This window comes from Brevibacillus sp. 7WMA2 (genome assembly GCF_010748895.1).
Lineage (GTDB): Bacteria > Bacillota > Bacilli > Brevibacillales > Brevibacillaceae > Brevibacillus_B > Brevibacillus_B halotolerans.
Window position 1 is genome coordinate 4,048,245 of the sequence record NZ_CP048799.1, and the last position, 26,455, is coordinate 4,074,699.

At 39.5% G+C, this 26,455-nt stretch carries 21 protein-coding genes and 1 riboswitch; of the genes, 19 read left to right on the plus strand and 2 right to left on the minus strand.

Features of this window, described 5'->3' with window-relative positions:
* The first annotated feature begins 28 nt into the window (after positions 1 to 28).
* From GOP56_RS17250 to GOP56_RS17290, 9 genes are all read left to right on the plus strand, one after another.
* Complete coding sequence (locus GOP56_RS17250) at positions 29 to 619, plus strand: restriction endonuclease subunit S domain-containing protein (protein ID WP_254068440.1); 591 nt, start codon at positions 29 to 31, stop codon at positions 617 to 619.
* A gap of 12 nt (positions 620 to 631) precedes the next feature.
* Positions 632 to 2,185, plus strand: coding sequence for a type I restriction-modification system subunit M (locus GOP56_RS17255; protein ID WP_163246131.1), 1,554 nt, complete (start codon positions 632 to 634; stop codon positions 2,183 to 2,185).
* A gap of 3 nt (positions 2,186 to 2,188) precedes the next feature.
* The gene (locus tag GOP56_RS17260; protein ID WP_163246132.1) at positions 2,189 to 3,358 is read left to right on the plus strand and encodes a restriction endonuclease subunit S; all 1,170 of its coding nucleotides are present in this window, start codon (positions 2,189 to 2,191) and stop codon (positions 3,356 to 3,358) included.
* Positions 3,306 to 3,929 carry a hypothetical protein gene (locus GOP56_RS17265; protein ID WP_254068442.1) on the plus strand — a complete coding sequence of 208 codons (624 nt, stop codon included), beginning with the start codon at positions 3,306 to 3,308 and terminating at the stop codon, positions 3,927 to 3,929. The genes GOP56_RS17260 and GOP56_RS17265 overlap by 53 nt, the downstream gene beginning before the upstream one ends.
* A gap of 1,182 nt (positions 3,930 to 5,111) precedes the next feature.
* On the plus strand, positions 5,112 to 5,651 hold the full coding sequence (locus tag GOP56_RS17270) for a hypothetical protein (RefSeq protein WP_163246133.1): 540 nt from the start codon (positions 5,112 to 5,114) through the stop codon (positions 5,649 to 5,651).
* Positions 5,652 to 5,716: 65 nt separating this feature from the next.
* On the plus strand, positions 5,717 to 6,067 hold the full coding sequence (locus tag GOP56_RS17275) for a DUF1878 family protein (RefSeq protein ID WP_163246134.1): 351 nt from the start codon (positions 5,717 to 5,719) through the stop codon (positions 6,065 to 6,067).
* A gap of 614 nt (positions 6,068 to 6,681) precedes the next feature.
* On the plus strand, positions 6,682 to 7,308 hold the full coding sequence (locus GOP56_RS17280) for a C39 family peptidase (RefSeq protein WP_163246135.1): 627 nt from the start codon (positions 6,682 to 6,684) through the stop codon (positions 7,306 to 7,308).
* Between the two features lie 508 nt (positions 7,309 to 7,816).
* On the plus strand, positions 7,817 to 8,350 hold the full coding sequence (locus GOP56_RS17285) for a DoxX family membrane protein (RefSeq protein WP_163246136.1): 534 nt from the start codon (positions 7,817 to 7,819) through the stop codon (positions 8,348 to 8,350).
* A gap of 152 nt (positions 8,351 to 8,502) precedes the next feature.
* Entirely contained in the window at positions 8,503 to 12,402 is a 3,900-nt protein-coding gene (locus GOP56_RS17290) for an Ig-like domain-containing protein (RefSeq protein ID WP_163246137.1), read from the plus strand.
* A gap of 407 nt (positions 12,403 to 12,809) precedes the next feature.
* On the opposite strand, the gene GOP56_RS17295 is transcribed toward GOP56_RS17290, so the two are convergent.
* Entirely contained in the window at positions 12,810 to 13,670 is an 861-nt protein-coding gene (locus tag GOP56_RS17295; protein WP_163246138.1) for a LysR family transcriptional regulator, read from the minus strand.
* A 99-nt stretch (positions 13,671 to 13,769) separates the two neighbouring features.
* Here GOP56_RS17295 and GOP56_RS17300 point away from each other — a divergent pair, with 99 nt between their 5' ends.
* The 4 genes from GOP56_RS17300 to rpmG all read left to right on the plus strand — a co-directional run bounded on the left by GOP56_RS17300 (position 13,770) and on the right by rpmG (position 17,215).
* The gene (locus GOP56_RS17300) at positions 13,770 to 14,900 is read left to right on the plus strand and encodes an MFS transporter (protein WP_163246139.1); all 1,131 of its coding nucleotides are present in this window, start codon (positions 13,770 to 13,772) and stop codon (positions 14,898 to 14,900) included.
* Between the two features lie 144 nt (positions 14,901 to 15,044).
* Positions 15,045 to 15,518, plus strand: coding sequence for a Cys-tRNA(Pro) deacylase (gene ybaK, locus GOP56_RS17305; RefSeq protein WP_163246140.1), 474 nt, complete (start codon positions 15,045 to 15,047; stop codon positions 15,516 to 15,518).
* 299 nt (positions 15,519 to 15,817) lie between these two features.
* Positions 15,818 to 17,038: a GTP-binding protein gene (locus GOP56_RS17310; protein WP_163246141.1), complete on the plus strand. Its 1,221-nt coding sequence runs from the start codon at positions 15,818 to 15,820 to the stop codon at positions 17,036 to 17,038.
* 27 nt (positions 17,039 to 17,065) lie between these two features.
* Positions 17,066 to 17,215, plus strand: a complete 150-nt coding sequence (gene rpmG, locus GOP56_RS17315) for a 50S ribosomal protein L33 (protein WP_163246142.1) — start codon at positions 17,066 to 17,068, stop codon at positions 17,213 to 17,215.
* A gap of 165 nt (positions 17,216 to 17,380) precedes the next feature.
* Here rpmG and GOP56_RS17320 read toward each other — a convergent pair whose 3' ends face one another.
* On the minus strand, positions 17,381 to 18,583 hold the full coding sequence (locus GOP56_RS17320; RefSeq protein ID WP_163246143.1) for a serine hydrolase domain-containing protein: 1,203 nt from the start codon (positions 18,581 to 18,583) through the stop codon (positions 17,381 to 17,383).
* 299 nt (positions 18,584 to 18,882) lie between these two features.
* Positions 18,883 to 19,080, plus strand: a riboswitch (cobalamin riboswitch).
* A 167-nt stretch (positions 19,081 to 19,247) separates the two neighbouring features.
* Here GOP56_RS17320 and GOP56_RS17325 point away from each other — a divergent pair.
* The 6 genes from GOP56_RS17325 (at position 19,248) to GOP56_RS17350 (ending at position 26,455) form a co-directional block, all read left to right on the plus strand.
* Positions 19,248 to 19,472, plus strand: coding sequence for a hypothetical protein (locus tag GOP56_RS17325; protein WP_163244156.1), 225 nt, complete (start codon positions 19,248 to 19,250; stop codon positions 19,470 to 19,472).
* Positions 19,469 to 20,581: a citrate synthase gene (gene mmgD, locus GOP56_RS17330; protein ID WP_163246144.1), complete on the plus strand. Its 1,113-nt coding sequence runs from the start codon at positions 19,469 to 19,471 to the stop codon at positions 20,579 to 20,581. Before GOP56_RS17325 ends, mmgD begins: the two co-directional genes overlap by 4 nt.
* A 115-nt stretch (positions 20,582 to 20,696) precedes the next feature.
* The gene (prpD, locus tag GOP56_RS17335) at positions 20,697 to 22,121 is read left to right on the plus strand and encodes a 2-methylcitrate dehydratase (protein ID WP_371807997.1); all 1,425 of its coding nucleotides are present in this window, start codon (positions 20,697 to 20,699) and stop codon (positions 22,119 to 22,121) included.
* 15 nt (positions 22,122 to 22,136) lie between these two features.
* A complete protein-coding gene (gene prpB, locus GOP56_RS17340; protein ID WP_163246146.1) occupies positions 22,137 to 23,045 on the plus strand; it encodes a methylisocitrate lyase in 909 nt (302 codons plus the stop codon).
* 166 nt (positions 23,046 to 23,211) lie between these two features.
* Positions 23,212 to 24,606 (plus strand): sigma 54-interacting transcriptional regulator, encoded by a 1,395-nt coding sequence (locus GOP56_RS17345; RefSeq protein ID WP_163246147.1) that lies wholly within the window; start codon positions 23,212 to 23,214, stop codon positions 24,604 to 24,606.
* 142 nt (positions 24,607 to 24,748) lie between these two features.
* The gene (locus tag GOP56_RS17350; RefSeq protein WP_163246148.1) at positions 24,749 to 26,455 is read left to right on the plus strand and encodes an acyl-CoA dehydrogenase family protein; all 1,707 of its coding nucleotides are present in this window, start codon (positions 24,749 to 24,751) and stop codon (positions 26,453 to 26,455) included.

Here is a 26,455-nt window from a genome sequence, read left to right on the forward strand (position 1 = left end):
TTAATATAATAACCAGAGAGGAGGTCATATGATGAAGTTAAGAGAATGTGCAGAAGTCACACAAGGCGTTTTTACAAATCGGATTGAAACTTCGAATTTGAATGAAGACAGTGTTCAACTGCAGTTAGTAACATTAAAAGAGTTCAATCATTTACTTGGAACCGATTATCGGATTTCTCAAGAAAAAGATTGCTCGATTTATGTAAAAAAAGAGAAGATTAAACAAGAAGTATTAACAGATACGAAAAGCCTTGTACTGCATACATTAACGCAAAAGGTTGTTTGGTTTCCTCCAGAATATCAAGGTCTATTGTTGACAAATAACTTTATGAAAATAGGCTTCTCGGAAGAAGTAGATGTGCATTTTATGGAGTGGTTATTTAATGAACATCCTTCGATTCAAAAACAAATTGTGCTATTTACAGAAGGAAGTATTATTTCTTCATTGAAGTTATCGAATGTAAAAGAAATTGAGCTTGTGCTTCCGACCATTGAAAAGCAACGAAAGCTTGGACAAATAGCACAATTAAAGAAGAAAAAGTCAGCACTTTTAAAAGAAAAAGATACATTGGAACAATTATTTCTTCATCATCAAATGGTGAAGATTACAGAACAATAGGGGGTCATATAGATGACAACAAGTGAAAAACAACGCCAGCAGCAAGCTGAGTTACATAAGAAGCTATGGGCAATGGCTAATGACTTACGAGGTCAAATGGATGCTTATGAGTTTAAAGATTATATTTTAGGATTGATTTTCTATCGCTATTTATCAGAAAAAGTAGAATCACGTGCAAATTCATTACTTGCGGAAGATGAATTAACCTTTGCGGAAGCTTGGGAAAATGAAGAATATCATGAATATTTACAAGAGTATTTAATTAATGAATTGGGTTATGTCATCACACCTCAATATTTATTCTCTACATTCGTAAAAGAAATCAAATTAGGTGCGAATGGTAACTTTGATATTGAAATGCTTCAAAATGGTGTAAAAGCGATTGAAGCTTCTACAATGGGTGCAGATAGCCAAGAAGACTTTGAAAACTTATTTGATGATATGGATTTAAACTCATCAAAATTAGGGCGTACTGTAAAAGCACGTTCAGAACTAATTGCGAAAGTACTTGTGAATATTGCAGATATTCCATTTTTACAAGATGATGTGGAAATCGATGTATTAGGCGATGCTTATGAATATATGATTTCACAATTTGCTGCTAATGCAGGGAAAAAAGCCGGCGAATTTTACACGCCACAACAAGTATCACGCATTTTAGCGAAAATCGTCACAGCTGATAAAACAGAAATTAAAGATGTTTATGACGGTACATGTGGATCAGGTTCACTGTTACTACGTGTAGGTAAAGAAGCGAAAGTTTATAACTACTACGGCCAAGAAAAAGTATCGACAACGTACAACTTAGCACGTATGAATATGTTGCTGCATGATATTCCATACCAGCGCTTTGATATTAAAAATGCCGATACGTTAGAAGAACCACAGCACATGGATAAACGTTTTGAATCAATTGTTGCCAATCCACCATATAGCGCAAAATGGAGTGCTGATGACAAATTCCAAGATGATGAACGTTTTAGTAATTACGCAAAACTTGCACCAAAATCAAAAGCTGACTTCGCATTCGTACAACACTTTCTTCATCATTTAGATGATAACGGTACATTCGCAGTCGTATTACCGCATGGTGTCCTATTCCGTGGTGCTGCAGAAGGTGTTATTCGTAAATATTTAATCGAAGAGAAAAACTATTTAGATGCGGTAATCGGTTTGCCAGCGAATATTTTCTTCGGTACAAGCATTCCTACATGTATTTTAGTATTCAAAAAATGTCGTAAACACGACGACAATGTAATTTTTATCGATGCCTCAAATGAGTTTGAAAAAGGTAAAAATCAAAACCATTTATCAGACGAACACGTTGAAAAAATCGTTGAGACATATTTAAGTCGTGAAACAATCGACAAATATTCTTATGCAGCAACATTAGATGAAATTAAAGAAAATGACTATAACCTAAATATCCCTCGTTATGTAGACACATTTGAAGAAGAAGAACCAGTTGATTTAGAAGCAGTAGCAAAACGTCTTCAAGAGATCGACGAAGAAATTGCAAAAGTTGATGAAGAACTAGCTGCATACTTTAAAGAATTGGGGGTGTAGGGAGTGAATGTACCAAAGTTAAGATTTAGTGGTTTTACTGGAGATTGGGAAGAGCGTAAGTTAAATGAAGCTTCTAGTTATTCAAATGGTGGCAGTTATGAAAATGATGTTAGATCTTCTGGTAAATATCAATTAGTGACGTTGAAATCTGTTGATATGGCAGGTAATCTAGTTGATTCAAGAAAATATATCGATAAAGAAGTACCCACATTGAGTAAAGGTACTCTTGTTATGATATTAAGCGAGCAATCACCAGGATTATTAGGAATGACAGCACAAATTCCAGAAAACAATAAGTATGTGTTAAATCAGCGTGTTGCTGAAATAAAGCCAAATAATAACACTGATAGTTATTTTTTATCTATGGCTATTAATCGATGTCAGCAATACTTCAGCAAAAGAGGAGCTGGAACCAAAGTACAGAACATATCCAAAGGTAACGTAGAAAATTTTGAGTTTTACTGTCCAATAATTGAAGAACAACAAAAAATTGGTTACTTCTTTAAAACTCTAGATAAAAAAATCCAACTTCAACAGCAAAAAATTGATTTGCTAAAAGAAAAGAAAAAGAGTTTGATGTCAAGAATTTTTAATCCTACGCAAGTTAGTGAATGGAGAAAAATCGAAATAAATGAATTCATGGAGTTTTCTACAGGTAAAAGTCAAAATGAATTTATTGAGCAACAAGGAGAGTTCACTGTGATGGATATGGGTGCTATTTCTAACGAGGGGAAAATAATTTCTAATAAGTTTACCAATCATTCTACAGCTCTAATTAGTCAGGGGAGTTTGGTTATGCCAAAAGATGATATAGGGGGAGGTAAAATTATTGGTTTGACGGCATATGTACCAAAAAATAACAAATATGTATTAGGGGATCATGTTTATTTAGTAAAAGTAGATGAAAAAATATGTAATCCTTTATTCGCACATTTTCAATTCCATTCAGTTCCTTTTAGAAAGCGTTTAAAAAGACTAGTAACAGGTTCTGCACAACTAGGCATAACCTCAAAAAATATCGTAAAAGAATACTTTTACCTTCCAAGTCTATTAGAACAAGCTAAAATAGCTAATTTTTTACTTTCTTTAGATAAAAAAATTGAATTAGAAATTCAAAAAAATGAATTTTATAAATTGCAAAAACAAGGCTTCATTCAACAAATGTTTATTTGAATTTTTAGCAGAGGGGTTTGGAGCTGGAACAAAAGAAAAAATTAGGCTTCTTTTTCGGAGCTGGTGCAGAGTTAGGATATGGGTTACCTTCGGGGGGAGATTCGCCTTAGATATATTTAAAGGTTCGAAAGAAGAAGAACGAGAAGTTTTTAGAGAACGGCTAGCTAAAATTGATTTGCAATCTCAAATTGCTACTCAATGGTTACCTGATAATTTTCAATCAAAAAGAATTAATGTGTTCGTTAAAGGGAATTTTGAAGAGATCATTTCTTCAAGCTTAGAACATCGTAGACAAAGTACATTAAAGTATCTTGAAAATTTTGATATTGATGAAGATACTCTATGTGAAATATTTTCTAAAGAAATCAAAATTGAAATTGGCGATAAATTATATTCACCAGAAATTGCTTTAAACAAAAAGCTAGCTGATCAAGTTTGTTTGTTTGATTCAGAATATTTCTCTGCATTTTTAAAGTTATTAGAATTGCAACCTAATAATGATTTGAAAAGAATAATTACAGCTTTTTTAGAACTACTGTTAGGAGCCTTAGGACAAAATCTTGTTTCTTAATTAAACGATGAATTTTTTGAGAAAGCCCCAACTACAGTAAATATATTTGATTGATAATCAAAGGAATACTAAAGGAGAAGATTGGTTTAAAAGTTTATAAAATGATCAATATTTTTTATAAAAACTTCATATTAACTAAAATCCAACCCATACATTTTGATTAATCTTTTTTCAAAGTGTGTGGGTTTCTTCTATATATAAAATCAACGTTTGCAGCATACTTTTGATTAAACTTTATTTCAAGCCTACACATGGAAATTAGCAACAGACAATAAGCTAGTTTCTAAAAAATAAAGATGGTACCTAAAATTATTAGCCTGACTCCGCTTTATTGGCAGAGTCAGGTTCTTTTTTGTCTAGGTTTTTTTTGAAAATTGAAAGTGAAAGCTCTTCGCTTCCTTTCGTAGATAAGCTTTAGTATAGTTTCTGTTTCTTAGATAGTTTGTCTACTCTTAATTTTTTGATTAATTCCTTCGAATATACTTTCGATCGAGATTTCCAAGCTTCAGTTGCCTATTATGCAATCACTCCATCTAGCACTGTAAAAAATAATTCAGGAACTCTTGAAATTGTAGATAGTGGAAAATAAAACAAAATAAGTATAAAATAGTTATATTATGTTAGAAAGTAACTATTTTTTTGAGAGGAGAGAACCCAATGTCAGGATTCGGCGTTTCTGGTTTAATAATTCTTGGTGTCATTCTGATTGTCATTATATGAATAATAGTTGTAAATAGGAAAAATAAAAAACGATAACACCTGTTATCCACTACATTATTAATTTTTTCTAGCATCCTTTTCTAAAGCCATATCGCACATGGACATTATAAAAGAAGCTACCCTGATAACAGAGGTTTAGCTTCTTTTAGCGTTTTCTGCTATTCCTCGGTTCCTTCTACTTACAATCCTTACCGATCAGCCAGCTCCCAAGATATAGCCTGTTCCTTTAATACCAAACAAATTGTTTCCTTACTTAGTTAGTCCACTTTCTCTCCAAGCTGATTCATTAAAAAAGTAGTTGTCTCACATGTGATAAGTTGTACGACGGAAACCATTTTAGAACGAATGAGCCGTGTTCAGCTATTCATTGAAGATAACTAGAATAATAAATATCCCTAATAATGTAAAATGATTATATTTTTGGTAAAATACACTTATACAAAGGGAAGGGAGATAAAAACAATGAAAAAAATAAGAAATTTATATTCCGTTCCTGTTGCGTTATTCATTACAGCTGTAGTAGTCACCGGTGCTAACGCCCATCCAAGTGCTTCTACCGTTTCACAAGAAGTTTCTACTAATGTTAATTCTGATCATATTACGAAGCCAAAGGTTTCTAATGCTGTAGCAAGTAAAGGAAATATTGATGGAAACGCAATAGCACCTTACGTTTCAATCGCCAAAGATGAGGACGTCAGTTATAAATCTGGTCAAGGTTCCTTTGTTTTCGATTACTCTTCTCATAATGGCAAGTACCCACACCTACGAATACACGTGGAGAATACGGGGAGCAAAAGTTTCCGGCTAGAACTTCTTTCCGAGGACGGTACAGAAATTTGGGGTATCGAGCCTGTGAAAGCTGGTGAAGTAGCTGAGTATGTGGTTCCAAAAACAAATAAATATTACGGCGAGGGCGAGTATAGACTTAGATTTGCTGGAACAAAAGGGAGTGCTGTAAAGGCAAGGGTAAATGTACGCTCTTTAACACCTAACGATATATAAAAAGGATTGCATCAGCATTGTAGTTGAAGTTTTGTTATAAAGACTCTTAAAGAGGGATAAAGCAAATGACTAAAGAGACTTTGGAACAAAGGGTAGAAAGGTTAGAGTTTTATCTAAACTTGATGAGGGAGTTTGCAGTAGACCCAGAAACGTTTGCCTTGTGGGATTATGTTATTTCAGAAGGGTTAAATGAGAACCAGACCAATCAGATTTTAGATGTACTAAGAGAGCATCATGGTCATGTAAAATCCGCTGTAGAGGCTGGTGCTTCCATTCCCGATTTAGAAGACTTATGTACCAAAATGATTCCACTTCTTCACGTTGAAGGGAGAACCACCAATAAGGAAAAGGTAATGCAGGTTTTGAGAAGAGCTAGCAAATTACCTATATTCCCCTATTTAAAAAAACATCTTTAGATTATAAAAAGTAAACCAAACGTCTGAATCTAAATTCGGACGTTTGTGCTTTTATTATCATGATTTATCCCTTTCAAATTAGGATAGGGAACTGTAGCCCCTTTATTTTTGAATATAAAAAGCGCCTCTCTTAGATGAGAAAGACGTTTTACATTTCTGCTTGTTCAGCTATATATTCTGCAGAGGAACTTAATATATCTATTTTTTTCAAGGAGTGGTTGAGAAGATGATCATATTCATAGTTGAGTATATGTTGAAGATATTTTTAATAAGCTTTGGCGTTTATTTTTTGCTGAATATTCTTCAGATTCTTCGACAAAGGAATTTCATTAAACAAAAGGGAAATGATGAGCTTGTAAAAGTACTAAAAGAACTTTCTAATGCGTTAGAAAAAAAGAATAATCCCTTAGAGTAATGAAAGAAATTTTTAAAAATAATTGATTACCCTTTTGGATGAATGGTTACCTTTAGTCTCAACAACAGCATTTTAGTTCAGTAAAAAAAATTACATAATAAAAATAAAGTGCCCCATTAAAAATACAGTTGCTTCCGAAGCTCTCTCTATGAAATAAATAGAGTAACAGAAACAGCATCAATAGAAAGCAGGGATGAACATGAGGACAGTACCTTACTTTTCGCAATGGGAGTCTCGTCAGTTAGTTTCAGATTTTTTATCCGGCAAATTACATTCTGCTGCTGATCCCTTATGGCACTTGTCTGGAGCAATTGATCGGGATGAGTATGCACGGTGGAGCTTCCATATTTGCGGGATGGCTTGTTTAAAAATGCTGCTTGCCGATTGGCACGATCGAATTATTCCAACGCTTGAACTGATGAAGCAGTGCCGGGATTATGGTGGATATCTGGTTCAGGAGGATGGGAGTATTAAAGGCTTGTTCTACCGTCCGTTTGTGTCTTTTATAGCCGAAAAATATGGGCTCCAAGCTGAGGTGAAGGAGCATACACCCATTGAAGAGATTTATGATCTGCTTGATCAGGGCTATGTGTACATGGCTTCCGTCCACCCTACGATTCGAACGCCAGAGATGACACCGCCCAACCAAGGGGGGCATCTGGTGTATGTGTTCGGAAGAGATGCTAAGCGTCGGGAGCTCATCTTCCACAATCCGTCTGGAAACACAGTTGCTAGTCAGGAAAATGTGCATCTTAGCTGTGAAGGATTTGCTCGCTTTTATGCCAAGCGTGGGATTTTGATTAAAGATCCCAGACGTGTTGTGTGATACTTAACTGCTAAAAGCAAGTGTATTGGTGCATTGTGAGGAGAAAATTATTTGTAATTGGTAAGAAGTATAAAAGACTTCCGTTTTTTATTATGACGCAAGCTCAAAATATCAATTTTTATCCTTAATTTGTTGCTGACAAGTCGAGTGGAAAACAGGAAATTCATCCTGTATAGCCTCGACTTTTTTGTTGCATATAAATACAAACGAAAGACTAAATATTAAATGTTTCAGGGATTTGGAAGCATGTATTTTAGATAAGTAATCCTCCCTTTATAAAACGGCTAGTGAACAAAAAATAACATACCCATACCCCGAGTAATGACTCCGTTATCTATATATCGATTGAGAAAACATAATCCCCACTTGGTCTTTTTACAGCCTAATATATTCCAAAAATATTGCAAAAGAGGCCCCATTTAGCAAGGAAAACAAGCCTTGACAATTATGACCAAAATAATGATAATAATAATCGTTTTCAATTAAAAATGGTGAGGAGTCTTACTGAATGAATTTTTCTCATTCTTTCAAGCAGTACATTTTTCCCTTTCTTGTTGTTCTAATGCGAATGGCTTTTGGAGGAGGGTGGTTGTTAGCTGGGGTGACCAAGATTACTGATAAGGGCTGGTTTCGGGAGCCGAGTGTGTTTTTGCAGGACTATTTAGAAGCGGCGCTAACGAAACCGAATGTACCCGAGTTTTACAAGGAGTTTATCAAGCACTTATGTATTCCTTATGTTGATTTTTATAATTATGTGATTCCGGTTGTCCAAATTGTAATAGGCATTCTGTTGATTGTTGGTTTGTGTACGCTGCCAAGCATTCTTATTTGTTTATTTATGCATATCAATTTCATTTTGTCAGGTAACATGAATCTACTTAGTCTCGTTCTTTATACCAGTGCTTTTGGTTTATTGCTCAGCGGTTCGTACACCTATTTGTTTAGTCTAGACCAATTGTTTCAACGCGTGCCTGCTTTTGCGCAGAAGAAGATATCAAAATCTGATCGTATGACTGTAAATAATAGATCATTGGTGAACTGATACATATTGGTAAGGTAAGTGCTATGTAAAGTTTCATTTCTAAAAAGGGATTGACAGATTTTAAAAAATATTGAATAATTTGTTTGAAATTAATTGATAATAATTATCATTATCATGGTTCTTTGTTGATATTAAACAGGGGAGTAAACAAAATGATACAGAAAAAGGCGATTTTTCATGTTCTAGTTTCTACGAGTCTTTTGACGTCTTTAGGGTTACCGTCTTATGTGTCTGCGGCAGTAGAGCAGAATCTGATACAAGACGGACAAGAAGCGAAGCAAATGACCGTAGAGGATAAAAAGGATGGTTCTAAATTAGGGACAAAAAGTGAAAGTATAATGAGCGGCTCGGGTACTCAAACTGGACAAATCTTAGATACAATGAGCAGCCAGTTACCTCAGACTGAACCAGGTGTGGTGGATAGCTCAGCGATTCAGACTGAAAAAAGCACAAGTCAGATCGACCCCGACGAAACTCAGAATGAAGAAGGACCAGATCCAGCGATCACTCCAACACCTCAGCCAAATCCAGAAGATACAGACCCAAAACTAAAAGCTACCACGATCGAGATCGAATCGGTAGAAGACATTTCAGAATCAACTTTCCCGAATCGGACACCTGCATATCATTTTAGTTTACCAAGTAATGTCACGGTTCAATTAAGCAACGGTAAAAAAGTAGAATTATACGTTCGTTGGAATTATGACCAGTACAATCCTGACGAGGTGAATAGTCAAACATTCACGGCTGTGGGAACGTTACGTGAAACTTCTTGGAGCTCAGCACTTCCAGAAGGCATAACGAACACCAAGAATATGAAAGCGACAGCGAAAATAACAGTGTCTGCAGCAAAGCAGATCAAGAGTGTGAATCCGTTAGCTGATATTCTCGAAAAAGAAAATGGCACAAGCTTTTATCAGTTGGGTTTGCCAAATAGCGTAGATGTGGTCTTAGATGATAGCACGACCCAATCGGTTGATGTTTCTTGGGAACATGGAGATTATGACGAAAACAATCCGAGTGCCCATACGGTTCAATTCTTAGGTAATTTGGGGAGTCGATCTGGTTTGCCTGCGGGAATTGCTAATAGCAATGCTGTTAAGGCCAAAATAAATGTTACCTTCAAAGATGCACGTACAATCACTAAGCTTGAGCCTGTAGCAATCAATAATGTTTTGAATGGTACAAAAAAAACAGAAGCAGCACTAGGCTTGCCTGAACAAATAGAAGTCGAATTGAGTGACGGTAGCAAGGCTCAGGTGCCAATCGAATGGAATGTAGATGGCAGTACGTATGACCCTAGCAATACAGCGGAGCAGACTTTTACCGTGGCTGGTACAGTAAAAAATATTCCGGCTGGTTTACAAAATCCAAATGGAGTACAAGCGGAGGCGAGGGTAAAAGTTGATGCTGCCGTTCAGGTTACAAAGATTGATCCTGTACAGGTGGCACAAGTACCTAACGGCATTAGCAAAACAGCACTTGCGTTTTATCTGCCGCAGCAAGTAAATGTGACGTTAAGTAACGGGAAAAAGGAAAAAGTGGATGTCACATGGGAGCTAACGGCTTCAAATTATGACCCAGCCAATGAACAACAACAAGCAGTGGAGGTTAAGGGCACACTAGTTCACTTGCCAGCCGGTGTTGCTCAACCTAGTGAAAAGGTAATTGCTAATCTCTCAGTTAACGCAATGCGTTATGTGCAGTCGTTGAATCCGATAGCAGACATTACCGGAATCGTTAGCGGTACGAATGCTTCACTAGAAGCGCTACACCTGCCAAAGCAAGTTACAGTCGTATTATCTGATGGTACTAGCATCAAGGCAGATGTGCAGTGGGATTTACATCACATTAGCTATGAAAAAGGTAATACTAAGGAACAGGCATTTACGATAACGGGAGCGCTGATGAATCTTCCTGATGGAGTAAAAGGTAACGGTGTCAAGGCACAAGTTAACGTTAAGGTTGATGCGAAGATTGAACCGACGGTAAATGTGGGAGTTACGATGAGTGATGTAGCTGTCGAGAGGCAAGGACGAGATACGACCGAGGTGCTTGGTGAATATTTCTTACCTTTGTCTGGAGATGTCACAGGCTCGAATGGACAACCCATCAATGGACCTGGAACGGCTCTTTTGGTGTTACAAATGTACATCAATAATGAGGAAGTAAATACAGTTGACTACTTAGGACGCAAATTAGCATTAAACCACAAGCTATATGTGGGCTGGAAGAATAAAGATGTGCTGGCCGAAATAGAAAGTGTGCTGAAAGCAGCTCTATTACATCATCCTGAGGGCAGAAATTATGAAGTTATCACTTCCGCGTCACCAGCGGGAATTATCATGAAGCAAAAGCCAGGAACAGGCAACAGCGCTAATGTCATTCTTAATGTAGTAGATAATGGAAATGGCTCAGCGGTTGAAGGGCTGACATGGGGCGAGCTGGAGACGAGAACGGAAGGAACCTTTGGATTTGTTGGACAAAAGGCTAAGTTAAGCACTCAAATAAATACAGGTGCAGATACAGCGGGAAATCTTGTTATCCATGTCGCTGATGGCAAAATCAATAAGCAAATTGCTGTTCCGGTAGAGGCAAATGATGATGCCACGGCTGTTGCCCAGAAGGTAGCAAATCGCCTAGCAGCAGATTACGGAATAGCATATGCCTATAAGGTAAACGCTCAAGGAAGCAAGATTACATTCGATGCCCTTCAAGAAGGTGCAAAAGAATTAAAGATAGCGGTAAAATCGGTTGCTGACAAAGAAAAAGAAAACAAGCCGGATGTAGATGTAGGTACAGATGGCGAGGCGAAAGATAAAGAGCCGGAGAAAGATAAAGATAAAGAGCCGGAGAAAGACAGAGATAGGGAACCGGAGAAAGACAGAGATAAGGAACCGGAGAAAGACAGAGATAAAGAGCCGGAGAAAGACAGAGATAAAGAGCCAGAGAAAGATAGAGATAAAGAACCGGAGAAAGACAGAGATAAAGAGCCAGAGAAAGATAGAGATAAAGTACCGGAGAAAGACAGAGATAAAGAGCCAGAGAAAGATAGAGATAAAGTACCGGAGAAAGACAGAGATAAAGAGCCAGAGAAAGATAGAGATAAAGTACCGGAGAAAGATAGAGATAAAGTACCGGAGAAAGACAGAGATAAAGAGCCGGAGAGAGACAGAGATAAGGAACCGGAGAAAGACAGAGATAAAGAGCCGGAGAAAGACAGAGATAAAGAACCGGAGAAAGATAGAGATAAGGAACCGGAGAGGGATAAAGAGAAGGAACCAGATAAAGAGACGGATAAGGTTAAAGATAGAGACAAGGACAGAGATAGAGATAGAGACAGGGACAAAGAGAGAGACAAAGATACGGATCAAAACAAAAACACGGCAACACCAGCAACAACAACTGCAACAACAGCGCCAACGCCAACACCAACAAACAACCAAGGAACCCAAAATTCTGCTAAAGTCGAAAAAGAAGGCAATTCGACAACAAGAACGTTTGATGATTTGAAAAACCATAAGTGGGCGCAAAACTCAATCGAGCTGTTGAATTCTAAGGGAATCATTTTAGGAACCTCTAATCACACATTTACTCCAAAAGCGGCAATGAAGGGCGGAGATTTTGCTCTCATCGTGATGAGAATGTTTGATCTGAAGCCAGATGTGGCAGGAAATACCCCTGATGTCCCACAAAATAGCTATTATTCAGGGGCAATAACAAGCTTGAAGGATCAAGGAATCATTCAGGGCTTCGAGGGTGAACCGTTCAATCCAGATACGCCTATTACAAGACAAGATCTAATGGTTATCTTGTATCAGGCCATGATTAAGTCCGGTATGGAGCTGAAAAAGGGTGAAGCGGCTGGGCTGAATCGCTTTGCCGATTCTAATCAAGTAAAAAATAACGCGAAGGAAGCTATCAGTGCATTAGTGGCAGAAGGGATTGTAAAAGGAGACGGCAAAAACCTCAATCCAACTGCTCCTGCTTCAAGAGCGGAAATTGCAGTACTGCTTGAACAAGTAGTACATAAAATGCCTGAGAAGAAATAATCAAATGGTACAGTACTAAAAATAGTGCCACTCTAAGGACGTCTAGCGGATGCCTTACGAGTGGCATTTTTATTTAGGAAACGGCTTAGTTGATCTGTGGTAAAACCCATAGGAATTCAGTACCTCGTTTGTAATTCATACATGCAGCGGGTTTGAACAGTAATACCTTTCGCAGGTGGTGGGGCTGTTTATCAATCAGAATCAGGCGAAAGTTGTAAGAATTGGCTTTTTGCAAAGGCCTTCCGAATGGCTTTGATAGCATTAATACCAGCATAACCTTCACCAACAACCATACAAGTTACTTCCTACATGCAAATCCTCTCCTTGTTTCGGTTTGCACATATAACGATCAAGCAACCAATTTTGTGACAAACGATAGGAAGAGAGGGGAAATCAGGATAGACATATTACGCATGCTGTAACTGATTACATAGACAAAAGGCATTACCAATAGGTGTTACTTCTTTAAAAGCCAAGTAGATTTGACGATATTTCTTTTGCTTTACCTTCCTTATTTCAATATTCTTATGCGATTTGAAAAATAGCTCAGGCCCCATCGTAATCCCGATACCTTGAGAGACCATGTTGACGATCGTTTCACAATGGAGAACCTCTAAAATGACATGGGGACGTACCTGATGAGCGGTTAAATTTTCTAAAACTAATGTCTGATAAGGGCCTTTTGGCATGATAAAGTCCATACCAGCTATTTCTTTAATATCGACGACTTTGTGCTGACAAAGGGTGTGGTTTTTAGGCAAACCCAAGACTAATTCATCTTTCTTTACGGGTATCGCGTTCAAACGGTGATTGATAGGAGCATCAACAATAAAGCCAATATCTACGGTTCCGTTTACAATCCACTCCATGATTTCCCCATATGTGCCCTCAAATAAAATGACTTTTACACAAGGATAGGTCTTTTTTAAATTGGCCAGCATGGCGGGTAAGATCTGTGATGCCGCGCTTGTAAAGGCCCCGATTTTTAGAGTGCCTTCGAGTTGATTATTTTGAATCGATAATTCCTGCTTAATAATAGCCTCGCTCTTGAGAATCTGCTGTATATGCGGCAGGATTCGATCAGCAAATGCAGTCCGGCTAATTTCTGCTTGCTTATTTCGGTGTAGCAAAGGATAGCCAAACTCTTTTTCTAAACTCGCAATAGCATGGCTGACTGCTGATTGAGTCATGTTAAGCTGTTCAGCAGCTCGTGTAAAATTCCCTAGCTCAACAACCTTTTGTAATACCTCATATCTAGCTATCGTCATAAGTTATCCTCATACCTTCTATGCATATTATTAATTTCACTAATATGACTATACCCGATAGGATAAGAATTGGACATCAAAGAAAAAGGGTGATTACCATTGAGAAGGATATATTTATTGCTGTTGGGTATGTTCGCACTAGGTGTGGATGCTTATGTTATGGCTGGAATTTTACCTAGTATCGCTGAAGACTTTCGTGTATCTATTGGGGTCGCAGGACAAACTGTTAGCGTATTTACCTTATGCTATGTGATTGCAGCTCCTGTATTTGCAACCTTCATGAGCAAAACAAATGCGAAATATACATTAGTAACGGCTTTATCAATATTCACACTTGCTAATTTTATTACTGCGGTTACGCATCAGTTTATCCTTTTATTGATTTCAAGAGGACTAGCGGGGATAGGGGCAGGGCTATACTCGCCATTAGCCTCATCAGCATCCGTTTCCTTAGTTGAGGAAAAGCAAAGGGGGAGGGCGTTAAGTACAATCTTGCTAGGCATGAGTGCGGGAACGGTAATAGGCGTACCTTTGGGGATTTATATTTCCGCTATCTTTGAATGGCGGATGACTATGTGGTTTATTGTATGGATTGGTGTATTAGGAATCGTAGCTGTATGGTGGAAGTTCCCAGAGGTACAATCAAATAGTTTGCCGACACTCAGAGAACGAGTGCGTATGTTTAAAAATAAAGATATAAAGCTTGTTATGATGATAACGGTGCTCCTTAGCTTTTGCAGTTTAGGCTTATATACGTACCTAGATCTTATTATTAGGGCATATGGATTTGAGCAATCGATTGTGTTTATTTGGATGTGGGGGATCGGTGGCATTGCTGGGAGCTTTATCATTGGTTATCTTATGGATTTTTATAAGAAACCCAGAGTTATATTAATGTACTTATTAATCGTGATGCTAGTATCTTTTATCATAATGGGCAGCATTCATTCCCTGTCAGCCATACTTGCTATCGTCTTGATGCTGTGGGGGGCTAGTGGCTGGGCGGCCTTAGCAACCCAGCAAAAAACACTAGTAGAAATCAGTCCAGAGCATGCTACTATTTCCATTGCCCTGTTAAGCTCTATTAATTATCTTGCTGGTTCCATTGGGACCATGACAAATGGAATATTGCTAGAACAAGGAATGACCCCGGTGATGTTACCTTATCTTACAGGTGGTATTTTAGTGATTGCGATGGGATTACAATGGGTTTTGATAGCAAGAAAATGATAGATAGAAAGCGTATAGGGGACAAACAGTAGGGCTATTGACTACTTTTTACAAAGAGACCTATTAACTAAAGAGGCAAATCGAATAAAGGAAATTCTTACATGCGTTATAATAAGGGTAACCCTTATAAGGAAGTGTAATGATATGAGCAATAAAACAAATGCTTGTCGTTTGCTAGATAAACATAAGGTTCCCTATACGGTGCATGAGTACGAATGGGATGAGGAGCATTTAAACGCGAAACATGTAGCTCAGCAGGTTGATTTACAAGTAGAGCAGGTTTTTAAAACTCTGGTACTTCGTGGTGATAAGACCGGGGTTATCATGGCTTGTATTCCTGCCCATAAGGAGCTTCACTTAAAATTACTGGCTGCCGTTAGTAAGAATAAGAAGGTAGAAATGGTGCCAATGAAAGAAGTACTAGAGTTAACGGGATACATACGGGGCGGGTGTTCACCTCTAGGCACCAAAAAAAATTACCCACTATTTATTGACGAGTCAGCTCTCAGTCTCCAGCTAATTAGTATTAGTGCTGGTAAAAGGGGTTTGCAGATCTTTCTTAATCCCGCTGATTTGATTAAGGTAAGTAAAGCTACTTCTGCGAGCCTGACTATGTAGAAAGATTCTATCTTATCTGTTGAATAACGATATCGAAATGTAGCGCTATTCTTTGGAAGCCTGTAACAGCAAAAAACTTGTTGTTACAGGCTTTTTCCGTTAGTCTGGAAGTCTTTTGCTTTACGCGATTGGCTAGTTTTTATAACAAATCTATCGTTTGTAAATCGTAATGATTATTATTTGTATTGACTTGTTGCTGTGAGTGCAGTAGTATATTGGTTAAATCGTAATCATTACGATTTGATTCTAGCATGCTATCTATTATCTTCTATACCTGTACGAAAGAAGGGTACTTACATATGGGTGAAAAGCAGGTTCCGGTTACTGTATTAAGCGGATATCTTGGAGCGGGTAAGACTTCTATTTTGAATCATGTTTTACACAATCGAGAGGGCCTTCGTGTAGCGGTCATTGTAAACGATCTAAGCGAGGTGAATATCGATTCCAATCTGATAAGGAATGGCGGTGGGATTTCTAGAATAGACGAGAAGGTTGTGGAGCTGTCGAACGGTTGTATTTGCTGTACGCTACGTGAAGATTTATTAGTGGAGGTCGAACGGCTAGTCAATGAGGATCGCTATGATTACATCCTGATTGAATCCACCGGAATAGGAGAGCCGTTGCCAGTAGCGCAAACCTTCACGTATGTAGACGAAGAAATGGGGATAGATCTTTCGCGTATGTGCCGGCTGGATACAATGGTGACGGTAGTGGACGCGAACCGTTTTTGGCATGATTTTTCCTCAGGAGAAAGCTTATTGGAGCGCGGCCATGCAGTGGATGAAACAGACACGCGTGAAATCGTCGAATTGCTAATTGACCAAATTGAGTTTTGTGATGTTTTAATCGTAAATAAATGTGACATGGTTAAAGAACAGGATGTACAGCATTTGGAGCAAATTCTTCGTAAGCTTCAGCCAACGGCAAAATTCATTCGAAGCTCCTATGGCAAGGTCGATCCTAAAGAAATTCTTCATACAGGGCTGTTCGATTTTGAAAAAGCAAGCCAATCGGCTGGATGGTTACAAGAATTACAAAAGCCAAGCCATACGCCAGAGACGGAAGAATACGGAATCTCCTCTTTTGTCTATCGCCGAAGAATTCCGTTTCACCCTGAGAGATTATATAAAAGGCTTCAGGATTGGCCTGAAGATGTAGTGAGAGCAAAGGGTTTCCTATGGGTTGCTACCCGTAATGACATAGCTTTGACGATTAGTCAGGCAGGTCCATCGATTCAATTGGAGTCAGCGGGCTATTGGGTGTCGGCTTTACCCGAAGAAGAGAAGCAGCAGATACTGGCGGAAGACCCTGAATGGGCTGAAGAATGGGACCCTCAATTCGGAGATCGTATCAATGAGCTTGTATGTATTGGATTTAATCTGGATCAAGGCAATATCATCCGGTCTTTAGATGCTTGCCTTTTAACAAATGAAGAGCTGCATGCAGACTGGAATACGTTGAAAGATCCATTGCCAACAAGTGATGTTATTGTCGAGACACTTAGTAGCCAGGATGAATAAATAGAAATGATCAGGAGGATTTAACCAATGAGAGTAACAGTTATCCTGCAATGCACAGAATCTGGAGATCGTACCTACATTACAACAAAAAATAAAAGAAATAATCCCGAACGCCTAGAGCTAAAGAAATATTCCCCTCGTCTAAAAAAATATACTCTTCATCGTGAAACGAAATAGCTGGTAGGTAAGACAAAGACACTCTTTTCGCATCTAAGAGAAAAGAGTGTCTTACTCATAGTCGGGGATCTCTGTTCAACCACATTTGCTAGTAGCTAGAGATTGGGTAGTAAAGAAATCAGCTAGCTGAGAATCGTGCCGTCAGTATGCGGAAGCAAATGAAGTTTATTTACTAAAATGATTCGCGATCGATTGAAACACAGCAAAATTTTCATCATGATAATCAGCTCTACCGTAATCAGGGTCAGCGCTGGTTTTGACGATTACTACGTTGGCCTTTGGATTAACATAGATGAATTGTCCATAGACTCCAATTGCGCTGTAGGAACCATCTGCGGGATCAGCCTCCCACCATTGGTATTGGTAGCCTAACACTCCCTTAGGGTCGTGATTAGGCTGAGGCTTTTCTATCTGTGTGGACTCTTGCACCCACTTTTTTGAAATGATTTGTTTTCCGTTCCAAACTCCTTCATGAAGATATAAGCTTCCAAACTTAGCATAATCCCTAATGGTTGCGTTTAGACCCATAAAGGATAGCTCTGTGCCAAGGCGATCGGTACTCCAGTAAGCATTAGATTCCATTCCAAGAGGCCCCCAAATTTTCTCCTGTAAATATTGGGACGGAGGATTGCCCGTAACCTTACTGATCAGCATGCCGAGAACCTGTGTATCAATGCTGATATAATGCTGAAAGGTTCCGGATGGCCGCTGAGATTGTAGCCCCAGGGCATAATCATTAATCGATTTATCGAATAGAAATGTCTTATACATCATCATGTTTATATCTGAGAAGGTGGCGTCATAGTCTTCATCAAAGCTAACTCCAGAAGCCATTCGCAGAATATCCTTAATCGGTACACCATCATAGCCGCTGCCCTTCAATTCTGGGACATAGTGGGTGATCGGATCATTTACATTTTTAATGAATCCTTCATCAAGAGCGATACCAACAAGTGCAGAGATAAATGACTTAGCCACTGACCAAGAAGTAAACCTTGTTTGTTCATTTATACCATTTTGATAGAATTCCTTCACGATCTTATCATCCTTGAGCACTAGTAATCCATTCGTCTTTGTTCGTTGCAAAAAGTCTTCAATAGCTAATGTTTGATCTTTGTATGTATAAGTTTGGGGCAACTCTTTTTGTAATGTATCAAAATGGAAAACAGGCTGCGATGCTTCTATAGCGCGACTTGGAAAAATATTGTCCATGCTCTGAAAATTATAGCTAAGCTTATCCTTATTCAGCACGTGAATAATGTTCCAATTCCGAATTACTGCCCACATGAGGAGAAGTAATATAGCAGCAACAATGATACTTATGCTATACCACCATATTTTCTTTTTCGATAGTTGTTTACTCTTCAAGAAATACCCTCCTTTATTTACCTAATTATGGTATTTCATTTGATTATAAGATAGCGGGATATTCTTGTTCAATATATTGGGTTTTTATCCTGTTTTTAGGATATGAGGACTTATGATTTTACATTCATTCGTTTATTGCTAAACAGAACATGAAGCCGCTATTGGTTATTTTTTGTTTAGAGAGCGTATATACATGTACAATAAGTTCAACATGATGATATCAAAGCAATAAAGTCACTACAGATATAAAATTAATAATTGTAATTTTTTAGACTATTTGTTATGTTTAAGCTGAAAATCAAATATGTGTAGAAACAGGTGCAGATAACCTTCGTTATTTGCTTAAAAGGGAAGTTCGGTTAGAATCCGACGCTGTCCCGCAACTGTAAATGAGAGCTATTCGAAAAAATGCCACTGTTTTCATTCAAATGAAAATGGGAAGGTTCGAATCGCGATGATCATGAGCCAGGAGACCTGCCTGTTTTAGCACACACATCAGTTCCTACGAGGATAGGAGGTGTTACGTGCGAGCGATGAAACATGTGGTATTTTAAGATTTTTACATGTTTATTTGAGTTTTTCGCTTTCGCCCATTAACAACAACTTTCTTTTAGGAAGTTGTTTTTTTGCGTGTTGCGCTGCTTTGAAGTCTAGGAGGGATTTTTTGTTTGGGACAATAGGGTACTTTAGAAATTATTTCAACACAGCAATCATGAACAATCTAAGTATAGAAAGTCCTAATTCGCTAGAAGTCATCTATGGTCTATTAGGGAATGAAATCAAGCGACAAGACGTTACAGAGGAAGTCAAAACAGATTACTATCGCAACCTTGAAAAAGCCTACAAGCTAACCAAAGAACAGTTATTTGGAATGGAGGAAGAAGAATGAACGAGCTTGAAAAATTTTCTCCTGGGCTAGACGGTGTGGTGGCTACAGAAACAAGCATTTCCTACCTTGATACCATACAAGAGGAAATCGTGATTCGGGGTTACGATCTGATTGAGCTTTCTAAATCCGTTAGCTATGTCGATATTATTCATCTTTTACTGGAGGGACGGCTTCCCGATCAGGCAGAGAAAAACTCTTTGGAAAGAAGCATGCTAGAGCGAGATGAATTGCCTAGTGCGGTGTTTGAGGTTTTAAAGCTGTTGCCTGAGCAGACACACGCTATGGATGGCCTGCGAACAGGAATTTCCGTTCTGGGAGGGTATGATCATCGAATTGACGATCGCTCCATGCTTGTTAATAAGGAGCGGGCTTATCGGTTATTAGGTCAAGTTCCTAGCATAGTGGCTAATAGTTATCGGATTCTGACCAAAACCGAGCCGATCCATCCGGACAAAAATTTACCGTATAGTGCTAACTTCTTCTATATGGTCACCGGGAGAAAGCCATCGCCGATTGAGGAAAAAATATTTGATCTGTCTCTGCTTTTGTACAGCGAGCATGAGATGCCGAATTCCACGTTTACAGCAAGGGTCATCGCTTCTACGCAATCGGATTTGTACGGAGCTTTGACGGGGGCGGTTGCTTCCTTGAAGGGTAGTCTTCATGGGGGAGCAAATGAGGCTGTTATGCACTTATTGCTAAAGGCAGGGACAATTTCCAAGTTCGAGGAGATGCTGTGTACCAAGCTGTCCAACAAAGAAAAGATAATGGGATTTGGTCACCGGGTCTATATGAAAAAAATGGACCCGAGAGCGACAATGATGAAAGGAGCCTTACAGCAGCTATGTCATATAAAAGGAGACGATCTTTTATACCACATGTGTGAAGCCGGTGAGAGGATTATGGAGAGGGAAAAGGGACTTTACCCGAATTTGGACTACTATGCAGCGCCTGTGTATTGGATGCTTGGGATTCCTATTCCATTGTATACACCTATCTTTTTCGCTGCGAGAACAGCAGGAATTTGCGCACATGTTCTTGAACAGCACGCACAAAATCGTCTATTCCGGCCACGTGTAAAATATGTAGGCGAGCGGCATGTTCTTTGAGGTAGGATTGGGAATTTTATGTGAAGCCAGCAACGCCTACATGATGTTCTGACCAACATCACGTACCATGATAAATAATTTTAAATAGAAAGGGAAGGATACTTTGTTAAAAAATATGGAGATAAACAAAACGGATGAGCTGATCGAGCAAATTACAGATTATGTTTTACATAAGAGGATTACGAGCTTGGAAGCATTTGAGACTGCTAGATATGTCCTGCTGGATACACTTGGATGTGGAATTTTGGCATTAAGCTATCCTGATTGCACGAAGCTGCTTGGACCTATTGTTCCGGGGACAGTTGTTCCCAATGGATGTAGGGTGCCAGGTACATCCTTTGTTCTTGACCCAGTGAGAGGCGCTTTTAATATTGGTTGTATCATTCGTTGGCTAGATTACAATGACACGTGGCTGGCGGCAGAATGGGGACATCCATCAGATAATCTGGGCGGAATTTTAGCTGTTGCTGATTATATAAGCCGTGTACGTATCGCGGAGGGGAAACAGCCATTAACGATGCATCAAGTGCTGGAGTCGATGATTAAAGCACATGAAATTCAGGGAGTGCTGGCATTAGAAAACAGCTTGAATCGAGTCGGGCTTGATCATGTATTGTTTGTTAAAATTGCAACAACAGCAGTGGTAGCACAGATGCTAGGAGGAACCCGGGAAGAAATAAACAACGCATTATCAAATGCTTGGCTTGATAATAGCAGTTTACGGACATATAGGCATGCTCCGAATACAGGATCACGTAAATCCTGGGCTGCTGGCGATGCAACTAGCCGAGGTGTTCAGCTAGCTATGATGGCCTTAAAGGGAGAAATGGGATATCCAACAGCTCTTACTGCACCAGGCTGGGGATTCCAGGATGTTTTGTTCAATAAACAAGAGTTAAAGCTAGCTCGACCCTTGGATGCCTATGTAATGGAGAATGTGCTGTTCAAAGTCTCCTATCCAGCCGAATTTCATGCACAAACAGCCGCGGAATGCGCAATCAAGCTTCATCCGGAGGTAATGGCTCGTTTTGATGAGATTGACAGCATTACAATCACAACGCATGAATCAGCTATTCGAATCATTGATAAGGTAGGTCCATTGAATAATCCAGCAGACCGGGATCATTGCTTGCAATATATTACGGCTATCGGCTTGCTATTTGGTGATATTAAAGCAGACCATTATGAAGACCTAGCAGCATCAGATCCAAGAATCGATATCTTACGTAATAAGATGGTGGTTGTTGAAAATAAACAGTACAGCATTGATTATTTGGAACCGAGTAAGCGCTCGATCGCAAACGCTGTTCAAGTGCATTATAAAGACGGGTCTTCTTCTGAACAAATAGAATGCGAATATCCATTAGGGCACCGCTTCCGCAGGGGAGAAGCCATCCCTAAAGTCATTGAAAAATTTGTTGAAAATATAAGTACACATTATTCACAAAAGCAGGTTCGTAAAATAAAAGAAGCTTGCATGGATTCAGAAAGGGTAAACAGCATGGCCGTTACTGAATTTATCGAATTATTTTTACTATAGAGAGGGGCAAACGAAATGGCTTGGATTGTCGATCAGCCGTCATCACAAGCTGAATTAGCAAAGAAATTCAGGGAACTGATGAATGCTCCCGATCTTTTGCAAATTCCCGGCGCACACGATGCGATGGCGGCTCTTATGGCGAGGCGGGCGGGGTTTTCAGCGCTCTATTTATCTGGTGCAGCTTACACGGCCAGTTGTGGTTTGCCAGACCTAGGAATCGTCACGTCTACTGAGATAGCTCAACGGGCAAAGGAATTGATACGCGCAACTGATTTACCAGTATTAGTAGATATAGATACAGGATTTGGCGGGATTCTTAATGTTGCCCGGACTGCTAGAGAAATGCTAGAGGCTAATGTTGCCGCGGTGCAACTAGAGGATCAGCAGCTTCCCAAAAAATGTGGACATTTAAATGGCAAGAAGCTTGTGACGACAGAAGAAATGGTCCAGAAGATTATCGCAATTAAAAAGGTAGCACCAACGTTAGTACTTGTCGCACGTACTGATGCTAGGTCAGTAGAAGGTTTGGACGCGGCGATAGAAAGGGCACGTTCTTATGTGGAGGCTGGGGCAGATGCCATATTTCCCGAAGCACTAGAATCAGCGGAGGAGTTTCGTATGTTTGCCCAGCGTATATCGGCACCTTTACTAGCAAATATGACTGAATTTGGGAAAACTCCTTATTATACAGCAGAGGAATTCGCTAAGCTGGGGTACCGCATGGTTATTTATCCAGTAACGTCGCTTAGAGTGGCGGCTAAGGCATATGAGCGTATTTTTCAAGTGATGAAAGAACAAGGTACCCAAAAAGGTGAACTAGCTAATATGCAGACTAGAAGTGAATTGTACGAAGCTATTTCATATGAAGAGTTCGAAGCGTTGGATAAGGAAATAGCGAAAACGATTTTAACCAAAGAACAATAGAACACGGGATAAAACGATAAAAAGCGATGAGGGGTTTCTTTGCGGGTCATGTACGTGCAGATACTAACCAGTCGCTTTTTTCTTCACCATGAATGAATAAGGAACGAAATACCCCTGTTCCTTCGAATTGGGCAGGATGAAATTAGGGGGAAGGAGTAAGGTAGCTATGAATAATGTGGACCGCTATTCCGTCCTGAATTGGATGAAAAAAGATAAGTGGATGGTACGTAAAGACAGCTCTATTAGAGAAGTTATGCGAGGAATGGTCCAATTAGAGAGTACGGAGCTTCCCGTTATTGAAAAGGGGAGTTTACTTGGGGTTATCAAATTGCAGGATTGTGTTCAGGGATTGGAGGAAGGAATCGGCTTAGATGGTATCATAGCCCCTTTGCTATCCAAGCGTTCTTATACGGAAACGTCTAGTTTTTCCATGCGGGATATCGAAAGGCTTCCTTTATACATCACAAATGCAAAGAATCAGAAATACGAAGGGGCAATCCGTAACAAAGAACTGCTGATGTACCAGAAGTCTTTGCATGCCATGTCGATGAGAACCAAGCCAGCTAATGGAGAGGATAAGCCCTTTGCATCGGCTGCCATGGAGGAGATACTTGGGGAAAGTCCGGCTATTATGAAGGCAAAACAAATGGCTAGGAAGGCTGCAATGTCGAGAGCTCCTGTTTTGCTGACGGGAGAGAGTGGGGTTGGAAAGGAACAGTTTGCGCGTGCCATTCACGATCTGGGAATGACCAGAGAAGGTTCCTTTATCCCTGTAAATTGTGCAGCCATTCCAGATAATCTATTAGAATCAGAACTATTTGGCTATATGGGTGGAGCGTTCACAGGGGCAAACAAGGACGGAAAGCCTGGAAAATTTGAGCTTGCCCATAGGGGTACCTTATTTTTAGATGAAATTGGTGATTTACCGCTATCTACTCAAGTGAAGATTTTAAGGGTTTTACAGGAAAAAGAGATTGAACGCATTGGCAGTGTATCTTCCGTATTTGTAGATTTTCGATTGATCACAGCGACGAATAAAAATTTAGGGGAACTGGTGAAAAGGGGTGAATTTAGAGAGGACCTCTATCATCGGCTTCACGTTATTCCTATTCATATCCCCCCTCTTAGACAAAGAAAAGCTGATATCCCGCGTATTATGGAGGAATACTCCAGCAGACTTTGTACCACGTACGGAACCACCAAAAAAACAATGGATGAAGAAGCGTTACAACTCTTTTTTAAATACGATTGGCCGGGAAATGTCCGTGAACTAATCAATGTTATGGAAAGAATGTATGTATTGATCGATCACTCTCATATAGGCACAAAAGACTTGCCAGAGGAATTTATATACCATTATCACGCTCAAACGGAGTTGAACTCGACGCTAGTTTCCTTCCAAAATCGACACAAGAGAACTATGCCGCATCAAGAAGAGGAAGAAAAAAAACGAATTGAAAATGTCCTAAAGGAGGTCAAAGGGAACAAATCAAAAGCGGCCGAGCGTTTGGGTATCTCACGAGCTACCCTATACAATAAACTAGCTAGATTTCATGTCTAATAGGAAAGTGTTTACTCTGTCAATTTGTTCAAACAAAATATACAAACTCTTCCTTGTCTCCCCCTTATATTACGGAGGCTATTCATTGGCACAGCCCTTGCAATATAGGTGAGATGTAAGAATGCCGAAGAGGAGGATAGGGATGGGGATAAGAGAAGACAACAAATGTTTGGTCGTAGGATCATGCTTGTTTGATAATCAATCTTTCTTTTCACCCGAGGATTTTGAAGCTGAGGAAGAGCTGATTGCGAAAACAACAGAGCAGTTTGTTCAGAGTGCCATTATTCCCAAATTAGAGAGAATAGAACAACATGACTACAGTGTGACGAGGAAGCTGTTTACACAGGCAGGGGAGCTTGGCCTGTTGGGAGTGGATGTTCCAGAGGCATACGGAGGAGTTTCCTTGGGGAAAAAAGTGTCGGGCTTGGTTGCAGAAAAGATGGGTTATGCTGGTTCCTTTAGCATATCCTTTAATATTCATGCAGGTGTTGGCACACTCCCATATGTATATTATGGGACCGAAGAACAAAAACAACGTATATTACCCAAGCTAGTGTCAGGGGAATGGATTGCTGGCTATGCCTTAACGGAACCTAACGCTGGTTCTGATGCTCTTCAAGCAAGAACATCTGCATATCTAAACGATGCTGGTACAGCTTGGATTCTAAATGGCGAAAAGCAGTGGATTACCAATGCAAGGCTTGCAGATGTTTTTGTGGTATTTGCAAAAACACAGCTGGGGATGACAGCATTTATTGTTGAAAAAAGCGCAAGTGGGGTTTCCTTAGGGCCTGAAGAGAAGAAAATGGGGATCAAGGGCTCTTCTACAGCCACGTTATTACTAGAAGAGGTTTCTATTCCTGTTACCAATGTTCTAGGGGAGGTGGGCAAAGGGCATCGTGTTGCATTAAATATTCTCAACTTAGCTCGGCTTAAGCTGGCGTTTGGTAATATTGGCACAGCAAAGCAGGCTCTTCAGTTATCCATTGCGTATGGCACCACACGCCAGCAATTTGGAAAGAAATTGGTCGAGTTCCCGATGATCCAAGAAAAGATAGCAAATATGGCAGTGGCCATTTACGCTTCGGAGAGCGCTGCTTATCGAACAGCAGGCGTAATCGATGATTTTTTACACAGCAAGGAAGAGGCGAGTAACGAACTATCTAAATATGCAATGGAGTGTGCCATTAATAAAGTGGCAAGCTCTGAAGCGTTAGCCTGGATTGTGGATGAAGCGGTTCAAATTCATGGTGGATACGGCTATATGCAGGATTATGAAGTGGAAAGACTATATCGTGACGCTAGGATTAGTCGCATTTTTGAGGGGACAAATGAAATCAACCGTCTAACGATTGCAAGAGCGCTGTTAAAAAGGACTGTTGCAAAAGAAGAGATCGGAATGCATAACGAGCTTAGTAAAAATCAGCAGTTTCTCTACTACGCCAAGCAGTTGTTTTATAAAGCGTTAGAAATGCTTGCAAAGCGGATCAATCAGCAAGTGGAGCAGGAACAGGAATACCTGCGGTTACTGGCTGATAGTATCCGGGATATCTATATGATGGAGTCCGTACTTATTCGGAATCAGAAGGCGCGGGCAAAGCATGGAGCAGATAAAGAGGAAGTTAAACAATTGATGACGGATGTGCTTTGTGAGGAAGGCTATCGCCAAGTAGAAGCGGCTACGATCTCCATTATTTCAAGCCTAGAGTCTAAGGAAACAAGCAGGAGGGCGCTCGTGGACAGTATTCGATCCAAAACACTCTCCATGTACTCAAATCTCGTGTTTGCGAAACGGAAAATTGCGAATAAAATGATAATTTCAGGTAAATACGTAGTTGAAGGGGGCTGA